Source organism: Bacteroidia bacterium (assembly GCA_041391665.1).
Taxonomy (GTDB): Bacteria; Bacteroidota; Bacteroidia; order J057; family J057; genus JAGQVA01.
On sequence record JAWKNO010000001.1, the window covers coordinates 1,372,541 to 1,387,869 of the forward strand.

A 15,329-nucleotide genomic window follows, 5' to 3' on the forward strand; every position below is an offset into this window, starting at 1 on the left:
AGAATAATCTCCGTTTACTTATTCATCTTTCAGGGTCTCCGCCGGATTTGTCAATGCAGCCTTTATTGACTGATACCCCACTGTGAGCCATGCCAGTACAATCGCCAGAACTGCTGCGGCAACCAGCGTAAATATTCCCACATTTACCCGATAGGCAAAACCACTGAGCCAGTTGTTCATCAGATACCAGGAAGCCGGAAGTGCGATCATTGAGGCGAACAATACAAGTATGGAGAAGTCTTTTGACAACATCGATACAATGTTTCCCACAGTCGCGCCCAGTACTTTGCGGATCCCGATTTCCTTTGCTCGCTGCAAGGTGGTAAAAGATGCCAGGCCAAATAATCCAAGGCATGCAATCAATATCGCCAGTGAAGCAAAAATGCCGAAGGCTTTACCAATCTGCTGTTCTGACTGGTACAACTGCTGGTAGGAGTCGTCGAGAAAATGATATTCAAACGGGCGGTGAGGAACCATTTCTTTCCAGGTTTTTTCGAGGTGAGCGATTGCCACGTCGGGGTTTTGAGGACTGATTCGCACCAGTGCTTCATAGTAATCGTAAGGGGAAAGGAAAATCACAAGCGGTGTGATTTCTTTATGGAGCGAGGCAATATGGAAGTCCGCCACCACTGCCTGAATAAAACCTGCTCTTCCGTTGAGGTTGACCAGTTGGCCAACAGCTTCTTCCGGTTTCCATCCAAGCGTCTGTATGGCTTTTTGGTTCATGATAAAGGGAAAATCTTCGCGAAGTGCGCTCGCCGGGGTGTAGTTGCTTCCGGCAATGATTTCCAGCCCAAGGGTTTGAACCACATCCACATCTGAGGCCATCGCCTGTACCAGGCGTGAGTCCGCTTCATTGGCGGGTTTAAACAGGGTGTAGGTTCCGTCTATTTTTACCGGATTTTCAGAAACAGCGGATACTTCCAGTATTTCCGGGATATTTTTCAGGCTGCCTTTAAGGGTTTCCCATTTTGCGCCAATTTCACGGTCCATGGGTAAAACCACAAGCTGGTCTTTGTCATAACCCAGGCGGGTATGCTGAATCAGGTACAGTTGCCGGTACACGACGAGGGTACATACAATCAGGAAAATAGAAATGGCAAACTGAAAAACCACGAGGGTTTTGCGCAAGAGGTTTCCTCCTGAAGAGGATCTGTATTTACCCCGGAGGATCTGCACCGGTTCAAACTTTGTAAAAACTACAGCCGGCCATATTCCTGAAGCCAGGCTGACAAAAATACCCGTAACTATAACCAGGGGGATCAGAAAGGGAGTGGTAGAAAAATCAAGGGAAAGCTCACGGTGAATCAGCGTGTTAAACAAAGGCAAACTCAGGCGTGCAAAGATCACAGCAACGCCAATCGCCAGAAAAGTAATCAGGGCTGATTCGCCGATGAACTGTGAAAAAATCTGGCTTTTATATGCGCCTACAACTTTTCTCAGCCCCACTTCCCGTGCTCTGTCCACAGACCGGGCTGTGGCGAGGTTCATATAGTTGATGCACGCGATCAGCAAAATGAGCAGCGCAATACCCGAAAAAATATACACATAGCGAATGTCGCTGCCAGGTTCCAGCTCATTTTCTGCATCGGAGAAAAGGTGAATGTCGGCCAGTGGCGTAAGGCGGTACAGCAGGCTTTTATTTCCACCCAACTCATCGCCCAGTTCGCGCTCAATGAGTGCGGGTATTTTTTCCCGTAGAGCGGCGACCGCTTCCGGACTTTTGAGCAGGAGGTATGTCTGGTAATTGGCTGACCACCAGATTTCTTCTTTTGCGGCCTGGAGAGAGGAAAAGGAAGCGAGGAAATCTACATGGAAGTGGGAATTTGGCGGCATATCTTCCATTACGCCGGTAACTTTGTAGTCCCGGCTGTTGTTGATATTCAGCACCTTTCCCATAGGGTTTTCGTCGCCAAAATATTTTTTAGCGCTGGAAGCTGTGAGAATGATACTTGCCGGGTTGTTGAGTGCATGTTGGGGATCACCCGATGTAAGTGTAAAAGAAAAGATGTCAAAGAAAGTAGAATCTGCATAAAACAGCCCTGATTCCTGAAAAACACGGTCGCCATATCGTAGCACATCTGTACTGAAGGTACCCGATGCCAGCAGCCGTACCCCATTTTCCACTTCCGGAAACTCCCGCTGGAAAACGGGCGAGACAGCAGTAGGGGAAACCGCAATATGCCGGGTATTGTCTCCGTCCCTCATTTCCATACTGACCCGGTAGATCCGGTCGAGATTTTTGTGAAAGCGATCATAACTCATCTCGTGCCTGACAAACAAAATCAGCAGCAGGCAGGCTGCGAGGCCGGTTCCAAGTCCAAATACATTGATCAGGGAGTAAGAAAGATGTTTTCGCAGGTTGCGAAAGGCGATAGTGAAATAATGTCTGATCATGGCAGGGTTGATAAAGGTGAGAGGAAATGCGAAAAGCTTAATTCTGAAAAGCGGTAACAAACTCAGCATGCTGAGGAAATACTTCCATCGGGCATACAGATTGTTTTTTTCCGTTGAATGAAGGTGAAACAATTCGGTCAGGTCGCCGAGAATATCTTCTGCGATTTCAGCTTCCAGTCCCCATTGGAGAAATCGCTCCATCCATGTGGGGGGGTGAACGGGTGGTTTGCCTGGCATGGTAGGGGATTAAGAAAAATCAAAAGCGACAGGGGGTACAGAATCCCATAGTTGACTGCGCAGATCTTTGGCTTCGGTCAGGGCCCGGTAGCCATAGACCGTAACACGGAAAAAGCGTTTGCGTTTTCCCCCGCGTTCGGCGGTGGCTTCACCCAGCCTGGAGCTGAGATATCCTTTGTCTTCCAGACGTTTTAAGGCTGTGTGCAGGGCACCTACGCTGATCGATCTGCCCATACGGTTTTCTATCTCTTGCTTTACGCTTACGCCATACGCCTCATCAAATAAAGCTGCGACTGTCAGTAGTACGATTTCTTCCAGTTCTCCGAGATAAGTCCCTTTCATACTTAAAATTATATTATTCCTAAATGTAGGTAATATAATTAAAAATGCAAATGGTTAGCTGAAAAACAAAAAAAAAGCCCCGAAGGGCCTTAGAAACAGATTCACCTAAAAATTTTTAGCCAGCCAAAAAAAGTTATGTTCTTGTTTGTTTGTATTTATCCACTTTAGCTTTTTCCTCCCGGGTAAGTTGTGGGTATATCCGGTCAAAATAAGGCTCATCGATAAAATATTTAATCACATAATCATCGCCGATATTGATGTTGTTGGACCGCATGATTCCGAGCATCATAGGTATCCAGCTGTATTCATGGTACAGTGGTTGAATAGGGGTTACCGCTTTTTGTGAAGTTTGAGGAGCTGAATAATAAGCCTGACGCATATTGCCGGCTACATATTTTCCCTGCTGTTCAATTTTGGAATCATACGTAACCATTTGGGTGATGACGTTACTCTGCTCAGGATCAGACGTGATAGATTCCAGCCTTTTTGCCTCTGCCCTTGAGATATACTGGACAGACTGAACAAATAGTTTTTGGGCAAAGAGTTTGAAAGCCGCGACGTTAAACAGGTATTCTTCGCCAGTGGCATAAAATACCGGACGATCTACATTTTCGACAAATACGGTTCCATCATTTTCGATATAGTAGCCTCGGATCACATTTTCACTCAATACAATCTTCAGGGGGGTGATGTGTTTTTTTACGAGGTCTTTATCATCTGGACCGCGATAGCTGAATGTGCGCTCAGGCAGCCAGTCAGTATGAAACATGACCATCTTTTTTTCTGCATTGTATCTGCCAAACTTGATAAAAATGTGCCGTAGAAATACCTTTTCGAAGGGTTCAATATTTTTCTTCGCGAGGTAGGTGTCCACAAACTCAATTTTTTCCTGGTCGGCGTTATGGTTGCCAAGCAGAATGATTTTTTCAAAAATCTCAGTCAGTCGCCGGTTCATTTCAATAGAATCGGAAACGTGAGAAGAATGTCGGTTTAGGGAAAAAACCTGATTGTTGCCAGTGCGGAGCAGACAGTTTTTTTCATAAAAATTTAAAAAACCGAGTCCGCCGAAGTTAAGTGTCAGGGTTTGTACAGAAGCAGCATAGCGTCCTTTCAATTCGGCATAAGCAGCCAGTTTAAATCGATTGTCGATGGTGAGAGGATAAGAACTGACATTGTCATTAATTACTTCTTCGAGGGAGATTGTGTTGGAATTACTTTGAGCAAAGATCGGAGCAAGCAGCAGACAAATGGCCAAAAAGCCTAACGTGGTTTTCAACATTGACAGGACTGATTGTATAATGAAATTGAGCGTTGAAATATGTACATATGACGGTAACGAGACACAATTACGACTTACTCATGCGTATTTTCAATGCGAAAAATAAAAAAATATAACATCTTGTTTGAAAGGTTAATTCTTCGCAATTAATCAATATCTAACATATTCGGGAGCCGAAATATTAAGACTTTCGCATAAAATACAACTGCCAATCATGGCATAAATGAGTTTTATATTCATTTAAACCACTTAAAATACGATCCGCCTGAATAACTTACTTCTGAGTATAAAATCTTCGGCTGACTATTTAGGAAAATGCATCATATCAGTGTTTCTCCGAAGATAACCAACAGTTGCGCTATGCCGGCCAAAAGGCCCAGTACAGCACCGACAAGGATAAGTTTCCACTCATCTTCCTGAAAGATCGGCCTCAGAAAGCCCGCAAACTCAACCGGGCCCAGGGCCTGCATTTTGGTGCGGAGGGTGTTTTCAATATCGAGTGCTTCTTCCGCATATCCGAAAATATGTTTAATAGAGTGGGGGAGTTCTTCTACAAAGCGCTGGGAAACAGTGTTTTTGATTTGAATATATTTGCGGGTGCCCTGTGTGAGCTGGATCAGCGGTTTGGATATACCGGCGATTGCGTCCACGGCTTTTTTTACATGAATATGAATCATGGTTACCAGCCGGTCTGATGCCGGGCCGGTTACGAGGCGTTCAAATATATTTTTGGAGGTGAGGATGCGTTCGGTGATGATTCTCGCATATTCTTCTGAGACTTCCATCTGGCGTTTGATAAACATGCCCTGAATTGTCCAGAAACCCACTACCCTTGGGCGGAGCGGTTCGAATATCATCTTCAGCGCGAGATAATTGGTAGCCCAGCCTACGATAAGTCCGGCCACCGGGAGCGTCCACCCGGCCGAAAATCCTGCACGGGTAAGCCAGAGGTAAATACCCATTTGTAAAAGGCCAAACAAAAAGCCAAAATAAAAGCCTGATTTTTCGATAAACTTAAACTCTTCTCTTCCTACATTCAGGAAGATCTGGTTGAGTAAATCGCGGTCATTTTCTAGTTCTTCCACGACCATTCCCCTCAGGTCAAAAAGGTCTGAGATATTGTTTTTTATATCCTGCATCAGGTTTTCAACTACCTGAGGAAGGTCTTCGGAGGCTTTTTGAAAGATACGGTTTTTGAGCAGTGGGGGCGCCGATTCCCAAAGTACGGGTGCCTGTTCTTCCAGTGTTTCGTTGATAATCTGTTCTGCCAGGCGTGTTAATGCAGGCTCCATTTCTTCGGCTACACGCTCCGGTTCTATCTGTTCAAACCGATCCTCAATCGTAATGAGTTTTTTGGTAAGCAAATCGACTGCCTTACCTGCCATGGCACCGGCTTTTGAGGGTATAATGCCCTGCCAGCCAATCTTCCAGAAACCGATAAAATTGAGTGGGTAAAAGGTCATCTTGAGGGCAATCACATTGGTGCCCCAGCCGACAATCGCGCTGATAAAAGGGATGCTGGCATATTGCCAGAACACCGGGTTTGAAAGGGTATTTGTCAGAGCTGCCCACATGGACGCAATTTATATATTTTCGGGGAATGTTGTTCCAATTACCGGAGGGCAAGTTCGAGCATCCGGTCAATATGATCGGAAACTGAAAGTTTGTGCAGGCCGGCAAAGTCAGGTGCAGGGGAAAAAGTACGATTTGGCAGGTTTCTAATGGTTTTTTCCCATTCGACCGCTTCAAATCCGTGAATGACGATACCTTCGTTTTCAGATATGATTTCTGCGGCCCCGACTTTATGGGAGATCAAAACCGGCGTTCCGCAAGCTACGGATTCGGAAACAATCTGGCCAAAAGGCTCATACTTCGCGGGATGAATAGTGAAATCTGCCGCGGTAAATAATTCCTCCGTATGCTGCACATAACCGATGAAGGAAACATTGGCAGGTAAGGTACCGGAATGTGATCCCTTGCCGGCAATTTTAAGTTCAAACGGGCCGTCTTTCAGTCTGTCAAATACTTCAAGCAGAAGGGGCAGCCCTTTTCTTTTATGACTGGTAGAGACAAATACGAATGATAACTTTTGGGGGTCCATACCAAACTGATTGCGAAGGCGTGTGCGTTCCGGGCGAAGCTGGTAATTGAAAGTATTTATATCGAGCGGCGGAAACAGTACCCGGATTTTTTCCTTCGGAATGTGGTAAAGCGACAGGAGTTCTTCCTCAATCATGGCAGAAGCGGCTAAGATCAGGCGGGAATTTTGAAAAGCCCTTCGGTCCATACCGATTTCCATTTTGTCGGAAAACCCTTTGCCCTTTCGGTTCATGGCATGCAGAAAACCCAGGTGATTGGAAGGGGCCAGTACTACCTCCTGGCTGGAAGTGCGTTCCAGTGAAAGACTAAAATCAAACTTATGTACATCCATATAGCGCCTGACACGCTGCTCAAAAGCATAGCGTCTGAACTTCTTTGGCAGAAATCCAAAGCCCAGCTCAACAACAGTTACTTGTTCTGGAACAGGTATTGTGGCATCAGCTTTTCCGCAGACAACCGTTACCCGATGGCCTTTGGCATGGAAGGCATGGATATAATTGATCAGCCGGGTCTCAAGGCCCCCGTTTCGGGTGAGGCGGTGATGGATCAGGGCAATATTCAATCGGCGAAATTAAGCGATATCAACCTGATAAGCACGTTCATTTTTTCCTTCGTAATAGTTGATGAAGGACTGATTGACAATTTTGTTTCCACCGGGAGTCGGGTAGTTGCCGGAGAAATACCAGTCGCCGGTAAACTTAGGCATTGCTTTGGCGAGATTTTCCAGTGGTTGGTAGATAATCTCCATCTCAAAGGCAAAATCCGGCGGTCTCACCATTTCGGTGATTTTTGCAGAAACTTCATCTTCGGTGAAAGGCGCGTAAATTTCCTTTACCACATTTTTCTCAGACATGGTGCCTTCTGCCTTCATCTGGATGATTTTTTTGTAAACCTCATCGATGACAGACTGTTTGCCGGTATCTTTCAGCAATTGAATGGTAGCGGAGAATGCGACCAGCTTTTCGATCTGAGACATATCAATCCCATAGCAGTCCGGGTAACGGATTTGCGGGGCGGAGGAGACGATGACAATTTTTTTAGGTTTAAGCCTTGCCAGCATATGGAGGATACTTCTTTTCAGGGTAGTACCTCTTACGATAGAGTCGTCGATAAGGACCAGGTTATTTTTTCCCGGATCGCTTATACCTCCGGTAATATCATAGACATGAGACACCATATCGTCGCGGGAGGAGTCTGCTGCAATAAAGGTGCGGAGTTTGTCATCTTTGTGTATCACTTTTTCGACCCGGGGCCGCATATTGAGGATACGGCTAATGTCTTCAGGTTTGGCTTTGGCGCCCAGTTCCTGAATCCATTCTATTTTTTGGTCGGTAAGGTGTTGTTCAAGTTGTTTGACCATTCCTTCGAATGCACTTTCAGCAGTATTGGGAATATAGCCAAATATGGTATTGTCAAGGTCTTGCTGAATGCTGTCGAGCACTTTTGGCACAACATATTCCCCGAGTTTTTTTCTTTCCTGGTAGATCTCAGGATCATTGCCGCGGGAGAAGTAGATTCTTTCGAAAGAACAACTGCGTCGTTCACCCTGTTCAGTAAATGGTTTTACTTTAACTTTTCCATCTGCCTTAACGGTCAGGGAGTATCCGCGGGGAAGTTCTGTAATATCTGCGGGGGGAAGATTGAAAATCGTACTGATAGCAGCACGCTCAGAGGCGGCAACCACCACCTCATCATTTTCAAAATAGAAACAAGGCCTGATGCCGTTGGGGTCTCTAACGACAAAGGCATCACCGTTGCCGATGATGCCTCCGATTACGTAACCGCCGTCCCATGCTGAAGCTGCGTTTTTAAGGACTTTATTGAGGTTAAGTTCTTCGCTGATCAGGTTGGTAATTTCGTTGCGGGTATAACCTTCCTTTTTAAACTTTCGGTAGAGGTGGTCATTGGCGATGTCCAGAAAATGCCCAATACGCTCGAGCATGGTTTCTGTATCGGTCATATACTTGGGATGTTGCCCCAGTTCCACAAGTTTCTGGAAAAGGTAGTCAACATTGGTGAGGTTAAAATTTCCGGCAATGGCCAGGCTCCGGTTGATATATTCGTTGGTACGAATGACGGGGTGGCAGGCATCAATCGAATAACTGCCATGGGTGCCGTAGCGGAGGTGTCCCAGCATTACTTCCCCGGCGTACTCAAAGTTTTGCTTTAGGAAAGTCGCATTATCCCAGGAGTCGGGATAGTGTTTTTTGATTTCCGCCAACCGGTCTTCAATTTTTTTGAAGAGTTTGGTCCACGGGGAAGATTGATTTTCCCGGATTCGGGCCATATATGGGCGACCGGGTTTGGTATTCAGCTTGATACTGGCGAGTCCGGCACCATCCTGGCCCCGGTTACGCTGTTTTTCCATGAGATAATACATCTGGTTTAGTCCCCATAGGGCCGTACCGTATTTCTCTTCGTAGTAATCCAAAGGTTGGAGTAATCGTATCAGGCCGATACCGCATTCATGTTTGATCTGGTCGCTCACGAGTAGATCATTTAAGGTGAAACTGCTGCAAATTTACGGAATGAATCCTGATATTTTAACGAAAAAAGTATTTGATCTGGTCTACTGGTAAAAAATTTTAAATTTGTACATGGAAGAAGTAACAATAAAAGATAAAATTTTCACTCCTTATATCGGTGAAAATGACCTCCAGTCTCGTATAAGGGCGCTTGCCCGTGAGTTAAACGAAATCTATTCGTCTAAAACTCCTTTGCTGGTTCCTGTATTAAATGGTGCATTTTTATTTACTGCTGACCTGATTCGTGAAATGAACACGGGGCCGGAAGTGCATTTTATCAGAGTTTCTTCTTATGGAAATGAGATGACCAGCTCCGGAAATATGAAGGTTCCCATCGGATTGGAAACAGAAATCAGAGACCGGCACGTACTGATTATTGAAGATATCGTTGACTCTGGTTTTACCTGTGATTATCTGATGGATTATTTTATTTCCTTCCACCCGGCTTCGGTAAAAATTGCCACACTTTTGTACAAACCTCTCAGTCACAAAGGGAAATATAAACCTGATTTTGTAGGGTTTGAAATCCCTCCGGAATTTGTCGTGGGGTATGGTCTCGACTACGCGCAACTTGGGCGCGAACTGAAAGGGATTTACCGACTAAAACCTCAGGAATAAGGAGTTTTTTCCTATATTACCCCTGATCATTAAATTTTCTGCTCTTATGAAAACGATTACTACCTGCTATTCGAAGGGATATTTTCTCCTGATTATCCCGGCTTTTCTATTGATTTCCGGTGTTTCACGTTTTGATTCCCATTCTTTCTTTGCCGAAAATGCCTTGGTAGGTGCCTGGGAAATGGTACAATACAATGGTGAAAAACCGCCTGTGAAAATTGTTCAGATCTTTTCCCGCAATTATTTCATGTCCACCAATTACGATCTGGAAAATAAGGTGTTTGAAAGCTCCATGGGTGGATTTTATGAGATGAATGGCAGCTCGGTTACGGTTACGATTGACTATCATACCCGGGATACCAGTATGATAGGGCAATCATTTTCCTTTAAAATTAAATCTCCCGATGAACAGACCCTCACCTGGAAAGGGAAAATCAAAGAAGAAAAGATCACGGCTGTTTGTACCAGAATCGATGCCGGTGATACACCGCTTGCCGGTGCATGGGCAATCGGGCGCAGGGTCGGTCAGACTGGCGAAATGCGCGAAATGACCCCGGGTCCCCGCAAAACAATCAAGATCCTCTCCGCAACCCGTTTCCAGTGGACAGCCATGAATACCGAAACCAAAGAATTTTTTGGTACGGGTGGCGGCACTTACTCGCTCAAGGACGGGGTTTATACTGAGAATATCGAATTTTTCTCCCGCGACTCTACCCGTGTAGGGGCCAGTCTCTCATTCGAAGGAAAAGTAGAAGGGGATGAATGGTTTCATAGCGGTCAAAGCAGCCGTGGCCTGCCTATCAATGAGGTCTGGATCAGACAATAAGTCCAAAAGCAAATAAATGTTATGAACATTTCTACCCTGGATACTCCACAGGCTTTGGGAAAAGCTGCTGCCGCCCGTGCTGCGGAGCTGATCGCTGCTGCCATTGCTGAAAGAGGTTCTGCCAATATTATTCTCGCTACCGGCGCCAGTCAGTTTGAAGTACTCAGCCATTTGGCGACTGCCGATGGGATCGACTGGGCAAAAGTAACGATGTTTCACCTCGACGAATATATTGGTATCTCTTCGTCACACCCTGCAAGCTTTCAAAAATACCTGCAGGAGCGGTTTGTTGATCTTGTGACTCCGCTTCGCTCCGTAAATTTTGTGCGTGGCGACGCTGCCGATCCCGCTGAAGAGTGCCGGCGTGTGGGCAAAATTATTCAAAATCATCCGATCGATGTAGCGCTGATCGGGATCGGAGAAAATGGCCACCTGGCATTTAATGATCCTCCGGCAGACTTTGAGACCGAAGAACCCTATATTGTTGTGCAGCTTGACGATGCCTGCCGGAGACAGCAACTGGGGGAGGGCTGGTTTCCCAGTTTTGATGCGGTACCTGACAGAGCGATTTCTATGAGCATCAGACATATACTGGAAAGCCGCTGCCTGATTGTATCTGTTCCGGATGAAAGAAAAGCGCTGGCGGTAAGAAATGCCGTTTTGGGCGAAATTACGCCCCAATGTCCGGCTTCAGTCTTGCGCACACACAACAATTGTCATCTTTTCCTCGACACCTTTTCAGCCTCATTATTATGAATAACCTCGACCTTTGGGTAGTCATTATCTATTTTATCGGGATCACCGCCTACGGCCTTTGGGTTTCGAGGCGTACCCGCACCTCTGACGGGTATTTTATGGGCGGCCATAAACTCCGGTGGTGGACCATGATGGGCCAGGCCTTTGGCACGGGTACCCACGCCGAGATGCCGGTAGGACTCGCCGGCGCTACCTATTCACTCGGTTTTGCCACGATCTGGTACCAGTGGAAAAATATGCTGATCACGCCATTCTACTGGTTTATGGCTCCCTGGTACAGACGGAGTGAACGCACGACCATTGCGGGGATGATGACTGACAGGTATGGCAAGGGAATGGGGTTGTTTTATACCATCTATGCCGTCCTGTTTTTTGTGTTTACCATGGGCGTGATGCTGAAAGGTGCGGCTAAAGTCATCTCAATCGCCTCGGGCGAAACCATTTCTCCCGAAGGGGTAGTGATCGGTATGACCCTGGCTTTTATGGTTTACAGTTTTGTCGGCGGATTGGTCGCTTCTGCCCATACAGAGTTTATTCAGGCATTTCTGATTATTGTGCTTTCGTTTTTGCTGATTCCTTCAGGTTTGAGCCAGGTGGGCGGATTTGCCGGAATGCGCGAAGTGCTTCCGCCGGATTTTTTCCAGCTTTTCAGTGAGGCGAGCGGGCTTACGGGGTTTACGATTGCGATGCTTGCGATAAATGGAATAGTGGGGATAACCGCCCAGCCGCATATGATGACGATGTTTGCCTCTGGAAATACGGAAGTAGCCGGAAGGGTAGGGCAGACCTATGGCACCTTTGTCAAGAGGCTGGTAACCATCGGCTGGGCACTTACAGGCATGGTGGTTGCTGCATTGGTGATCAAAACCGGTGCAGAACTTTCTGATCCGGAGCATGCTTTTGGCTATGCGACAAGGGTATTACTGGGGCCGGGGCTTACAGGATTGATGGTTGCGTGTATTCTCGCAGCGAATATGTCTACCTGCGCCAACTTTATGGTGAATCTGGGGGCATTGTTTACCCGCGACATTTACCAGACCTACATCAATCCTGATGTGGAGGACCAGCAGGCGCTGAGAATCGGTCGTATCTCCGGCCTTGCCCTTACGATGGCGGGTGTAGGTTTTGCGCTGATTGTGGAGAATGTACTTTCGGCATTTTTGTTTGTCGAAACAATCTCCGCCTTTATCGGGCTGATGATACTGGGAGCGGTATTGTGGAAACGTGCCAATCGCTATGGAGCATTTGCGGCAGTAATGACGTCGTATATCTCGTACTATATTTTCAATTATTTTGAAGCTGGCAAAGTCTGGCAGTTTATCTACTCCTGGCAGCCGGCGCCTTTTGGCTGGGCGATATTGATTGGTGTGGTGGCGTTGGTGGTGGTAAGTCTGCTTACACCGGCAGAGGATCAGGGGTTGATCGACAGATTTTTCACCAAAATGCAATCAGTCGCCACTGTGGACAGAAAAGAAGGCGAACCCATCGAAGCAGAGAAACTGGGCAGGGGGCTGATCATGCTCGATGTGCCTGGCTGGTTTCACAAAGGTCGCTGGGACAACTTTCTGGCGCGATACCGCGAAGACTGGTGGGGATTCTGGCTGGCCTGGCTGTTTGTGGGACTACTGATTCTGGTTGCGTGGGGAGTGATGCAGTTGTGATGTGATCTTTCGGAGGAGGGGGGTAGCAAATCCCCCAATTTTAGCAAATGAATGATAGGTAATTGCCCCGATGAATGACCTCAAAACTGGCCTCCGGATAGGTTTCCAGCCAAAGCGCAGGTGGTTTTGGGAAGGGTTGTTTTGCCTACTTGCCGGGGGCCCAGCAGCACGACTACTTTGCCGGGAACCATTCTGCTTTCAACCTGAGACTTAATAATTCGATGAATTTTCATACTCTAATACATAAAATTCAGCATAAAATTATGTATTAGCGAGCTAATTTAAAACTTCATCTCAGATTTTGGCGGCTCGCTACCTCCCCCCAATATTTAATATTTTCACCCAAACTCCAGCCCCGCCAGGGCGTATTGCCGGGCGGTGATGTCAAATCCGGTCAGTACAGTTGGGGCAGGATTAGTCATAATGAAAGCGGCATTTGGCAATTAAAATCTCATCATCTTTTACCTGGTAAACCAAACGATGTTCGCCGTCAATTCTACGGGACCAAAACCCTGCATACTTATATTTAAGTGGCTCTGGTTTTCCAATGCCTTCAAAAGGATTTCGGGAAATGTCTTTGAGCAGATCGTTAATCCGTTTTAATTTATTCTTATCTGTTTTTTGCCAATACAGATAATCTTCCCATGATTCCTCCACAAAAACATATTTCATTCCTCAATCAGATTTTGACTGCTGGAATTTCCGGACTTGAGTTTCTCTATTGCAGCGTCCAGTCTTCTCTCATTTTCTTTCGATGAAAGCTCGTGTTGAGTAGCACATAAAGAATTGTATTCTGCCAAAGACATAATTACAACCCCATTATCTTTACCTCGGTTAATGATAAGTATTTCAAAATTTTGAGTAACTCTGTCGAAGTAACGCTTAATGTCTTTTCTGAAATCGGATAAGGTTGTGGTAAGCATAACCATTATTTTTGTACATATATATGTACATTTTGTCGCATTTCCAAATAAAATCATAACCCCACCCTTCACCCAAACTCCAGCCCTGCCAGGGCGTATTGCCGGGCGGTGATGCCAAATTCTACATTTTTGTCCAGATTCATGCGGGTAAGAAACCGTACCGGCTCAAAGCCCGCTTCTTTCAATATGTTCAGCCAGTCTGTATGGCTGGCAAAGGTGTCGAGCATTATCACTTTTTCGCGGTGAAGATGAATCATTTCCAGAAGTAGTTCCCGGGCCGTCTCCATATCCTCTGCCACCAGCGGGCCGATGTGAAAGGCTTTGGTTCCATTACGGGTAAATATATATCCCGATACCTTTCCATCTACTATTTTTACCCATCCATTACCTGGCCCGCGATTCAGAAAATTGGTTAGAACCCCCCTTCTATCCGCGCCAAATACCTGTTGGTCTGCTTCGCAGACTGCTTCCAGGTTATCGGCTGAAATGGGGCCCATTCCCTGAGGAAAATATTCTGCCGCCGCACCGGGAGACCGGAGCAGGCGCACGATCTGACATTCTGCCACAAACCCCATTTTCTCATACAACGGCCTGCCCATATCTGAAGCATCGAGGCGCACCAGGCCCAGATCTGCTACCGACTCGATCGCCAGTTCCATCAGCCGCCGGGCGATGCCCTGCCCCCTGAATTTCGGATCTACCAGCACCATACTCACCCACGAAAACCGGTGGCTGTAATTGATCGTGGCGGCAGTGCCGATGACCTGGTTTTCATATTCGGCTACAAAACAGCCTTGCGGGGAGATGTTGAGAAAAAATTCCCAGTCAGCTTCGACCTGATTCCAGCCAGCTTCATTTTTGAGTGTCATTGCGCCGGAAAAATTCTGGCTCGAAAGAAAACGAAAGGATATGGAAGGAAACATAAAGGCTATTTGCATTCATTGCGATAAAAGTTGTACTGGATACCGGGAAAAGATATTATCCTGAGAAATAATGATACAATCTTCATCAATTGCCTGTGCTATTAGCATCCTATCGAAAGGATCCCCATGATGGAATGGAAGTTTTAATAACTGCTGATAGGCACCAAAACTAAAATTTAATAACCGATATCCTCTTTGGATGAGATGTGCTTCCAGTTGGTCTACGGGAATAGACATTTTTAATTTTCCTAAACTTGATTTAATGACTATTTCCCAGATAGAAGCATGACTGATGAAAATATCTTCTGGGGTTTCCTCAATCAGCCTTCGCAATTCTGGCTTCAACAGAGAATTCCCTTCTTCCTGCCAGATCAGTATATGGGTATCAATAATATAACTCAAGGCATATAATCCTTAAAATCATCTAAAGGTGCATCAAAATCCGGGCTAATATAAGTAAATACCCCTTTGCCTCCCCCAAAGGTGCGCCGGGATTTCAATTGTTTGAAAGGTGATTTCTCCACCTTTTGCTTAATCTGCCATAAACGCATAATCCATTCTTCCTGGCGCAGGTTGACTATCCAGTTTATCAATTCTTCCCTGGCAGATTCAAGATTTGGGAAAGTTGAAGGCATACTTTTTTTATAAATATACGATTTTTTTAAAAAATGATATGAAAGGTTATTGCGGCGATAAAATAAAAGTTAAAGGAAGTTTCAAATATATTAAATGAAACTTCCTT

The 15,329-nt window shown here is 45.9% G+C and carries 16 protein-coding genes; 4 read left to right on the forward strand and 12 right to left on the reverse strand.

The features are described from left to right. Positions 1–18: 18 nt before the first annotated feature. The 6 genes from R3D00_05760 to R3D00_05785 form a co-directional block, all read right to left on the reverse strand. Positions 19–2,634 carry an FtsX-like permease family protein gene (locus R3D00_05760; GenBank protein ID MEZ4772672.1) on the reverse strand — a complete coding sequence of 872 codons (2,616 nt, stop codon included), beginning with the start codon at positions 2,632–2,634 and terminating at the stop codon, positions 19–21. 9 nt (positions 2,635–2,643) lie between these two features. Further along, positions 2,644–2,976: a helix-turn-helix transcriptional regulator gene (locus R3D00_05765; GenBank protein MEZ4772673.1), complete on the reverse strand. Its 333-nt coding sequence runs from the start codon at positions 2,974–2,976 to the stop codon at positions 2,644–2,646. A gap of 133 nt (positions 2,977–3,109) precedes the next feature. Beyond that, complete coding sequence (locus R3D00_05770; protein MEZ4772674.1) at positions 3,110–4,255, reverse strand: hypothetical protein; 1,146 nt, start codon at positions 4,253–4,255, stop codon at positions 3,110–3,112. A 320-nt stretch (positions 4,256–4,575) separates the two neighbouring features. Beyond that, positions 4,576–5,829, reverse strand: coding sequence for a hypothetical protein (locus tag R3D00_05775; protein MEZ4772675.1), 1,254 nt, complete (start codon positions 5,827–5,829; stop codon positions 4,576–4,578). 38 nt (positions 5,830–5,867) lie between these two features. Beyond that, the gene (locus R3D00_05780; protein MEZ4772676.1) at positions 5,868–6,917 is read right to left on the reverse strand and encodes a glycosyltransferase family 4 protein; all 1,050 of its coding nucleotides are present in this window, start codon (positions 6,915–6,917) and stop codon (positions 5,868–5,870) included. Between the two features lie 9 nt (positions 6,918–6,926). Then, positions 6,927–8,843, reverse strand: a complete 1,917-nt coding sequence (locus R3D00_05785) for an amidophosphoribosyltransferase (GenBank protein ID MEZ4772677.1) — start codon at positions 8,841–8,843, stop codon at positions 6,927–6,929. A 109-nt stretch (positions 8,844–8,952) separates the two neighbouring features. On the opposite strand from R3D00_05785, the gene hpt reads away from it, so the two are divergent. From hpt to R3D00_05805, 4 genes are read left to right on the forward strand one after another with little or no spacing between them, the layout of a single operon-like run. After that, positions 8,953–9,498, forward strand: a complete 546-nt coding sequence (gene hpt, locus R3D00_05790) for a hypoxanthine phosphoribosyltransferase (protein MEZ4772678.1) — start codon at positions 8,953–8,955, stop codon at positions 9,496–9,498. A 46-nt stretch (positions 9,499–9,544) separates the two neighbouring features. After that, on the forward strand, positions 9,545–10,324 hold the full coding sequence (locus tag R3D00_05795; protein MEZ4772679.1) for a membrane or secreted protein: 780 nt from the start codon (positions 9,545–9,547) through the stop codon (positions 10,322–10,324). A gap of 21 nt (positions 10,325–10,345) precedes the next feature. Continuing rightward, positions 10,346–11,080 (forward strand): glucosamine-6-phosphate deaminase, encoded by a 735-nt coding sequence (locus R3D00_05800; GenBank protein MEZ4772680.1) that lies wholly within the window; start codon positions 10,346–10,348, stop codon positions 11,078–11,080. Next, positions 11,077–12,741: a sodium:solute symporter family protein gene (locus R3D00_05805; protein MEZ4772681.1), complete on the forward strand. Its 1,665-nt coding sequence runs from the start codon at positions 11,077–11,079 to the stop codon at positions 12,739–12,741. Before R3D00_05800 ends, R3D00_05805 begins: the two co-directional genes overlap by 4 nt. A gap of 80 nt (positions 12,742–12,821) precedes the next feature. Here the strand turns inward: R3D00_05805 and R3D00_05810 are convergent, their stop codons facing one another. The 6 genes from R3D00_05810 to R3D00_05835 all read right to left on the reverse strand — a co-directional run bounded on the left by R3D00_05810 (position 12,822) and on the right by R3D00_05835 (position 15,222). Continuing rightward, on the reverse strand, positions 12,822–12,974 hold the full coding sequence (locus tag R3D00_05810) for a hypothetical protein (GenBank protein ID MEZ4772682.1): 153 nt from the start codon (positions 12,972–12,974) through the stop codon (positions 12,822–12,824). Between the two features lie 181 nt (positions 12,975–13,155). After that, a complete protein-coding gene (locus R3D00_05815; protein ID MEZ4772683.1) occupies positions 13,156–13,413 on the reverse strand; it encodes a Txe/YoeB family addiction module toxin in 258 nt (85 codons plus the stop codon). Beyond that, positions 13,410–13,664 carry a type II toxin-antitoxin system prevent-host-death family antitoxin gene (locus tag R3D00_05820; GenBank protein ID MEZ4772684.1) on the reverse strand — a complete coding sequence of 85 codons (255 nt, stop codon included), beginning with the start codon at positions 13,662–13,664 and terminating at the stop codon, positions 13,410–13,412. The genes R3D00_05815 and R3D00_05820 overlap by 4 nt, the downstream gene beginning before the upstream one ends. A 68-nt stretch (positions 13,665–13,732) precedes the next feature. Beyond that, the gene (locus tag R3D00_05825) at positions 13,733–14,587 is read right to left on the reverse strand and encodes a GNAT family N-acetyltransferase (protein MEZ4772685.1); all 855 of its coding nucleotides are present in this window, start codon (positions 14,585–14,587) and stop codon (positions 13,733–13,735) included. Between the two features lie 15 nt (positions 14,588–14,602). Then, entirely contained in the window at positions 14,603–14,989 is a 387-nt protein-coding gene (locus R3D00_05830) for a type II toxin-antitoxin system VapC family toxin (GenBank protein ID MEZ4772686.1), read from the reverse strand. Beyond that, a complete protein-coding gene (locus R3D00_05835; protein MEZ4772687.1) occupies positions 14,986–15,222 on the reverse strand; it encodes a DUF2281 domain-containing protein in 237 nt (78 codons plus the stop codon). Before R3D00_05835 ends, R3D00_05830 begins: the two co-directional genes overlap by 4 nt. Positions 15,223–15,329: the final 107 nt, after the last annotated feature.

What these genes read in the sequence shown, in the direction of transcription:
- R3D00_05760 (MEZ4772672.1), bottom strand. Translation starts at nt 2,634, where the DNA reads ATGCCAGGCAAACCACCCGTTCACCCCCCCACATGGATGGAGCGATTT.
- R3D00_05765 (MEZ4772673.1), bottom strand. Translation starts at nt 2,976, where the DNA reads ATGAAAGGGACTTATCTCGGAGAACTGGAAGAAATCGTACTACTGACA.
- R3D00_05770 (MEZ4772674.1), bottom strand. Translation starts at nt 4,255, where the DNA reads ATGTTGAAAACCACGTTAGGCTTTTTGGCCATTTGTCTGCTGCTTGCT.
- R3D00_05775 (MEZ4772675.1), bottom strand. Translation starts at nt 5,829, where the DNA reads ATGTGGGCAGCTCTGACAAATACCCTTTCAAACCCGGTGTTCTGGCAA.
- hpt (MEZ4772678.1), top strand. Translation starts at nt 8,953, where the DNA reads ATGGAAGAAGTAACAATAAAAGATAAAATTTTCACTCCTTATATCGGT.
- R3D00_05795 (MEZ4772679.1), top strand. Translation starts at nt 9,545, where the DNA reads ATGAAAACGATTACTACCTGCTATTCGAAGGGATATTTTCTCCTGATT.
- R3D00_05800 (MEZ4772680.1), top strand. Translation starts at nt 10,346, where the DNA reads ATGAACATTTCTACCCTGGATACTCCACAGGCTTTGGGAAAAGCTGCT.
- R3D00_05805 (MEZ4772681.1), top strand. Translation starts at nt 11,077, where the DNA reads ATGAATAACCTCGACCTTTGGGTAGTCATTATCTATTTTATCGGGATC.
- R3D00_05810 (MEZ4772682.1), bottom strand. Translation starts at nt 12,974, where the DNA reads ATGAAAATTCATCGAATTATTAAGTCTCAGGTTGAAAGCAGAATGGTT.
- R3D00_05815 (MEZ4772683.1), bottom strand. Translation starts at nt 13,413, where the DNA reads ATGAAATATGTTTTTGTGGAGGAATCATGGGAAGATTATCTGTATTGG.
- R3D00_05820 (MEZ4772684.1), bottom strand. Translation starts at nt 13,664, where the DNA reads ATGCTTACCACAACCTTATCCGATTTCAGAAAAGACATTAAGCGTTAC.
- R3D00_05825 (MEZ4772685.1), bottom strand. Translation starts at nt 14,587, where the DNA reads ATGTTTCCTTCCATATCCTTTCGTTTTCTTTCGAGCCAGAATTTTTCC.
- R3D00_05835 (MEZ4772687.1), bottom strand. Translation starts at nt 15,222, where the DNA reads ATGCCTTCAACTTTCCCAAATCTTGAATCTGCCAGGGAAGAATTGATA.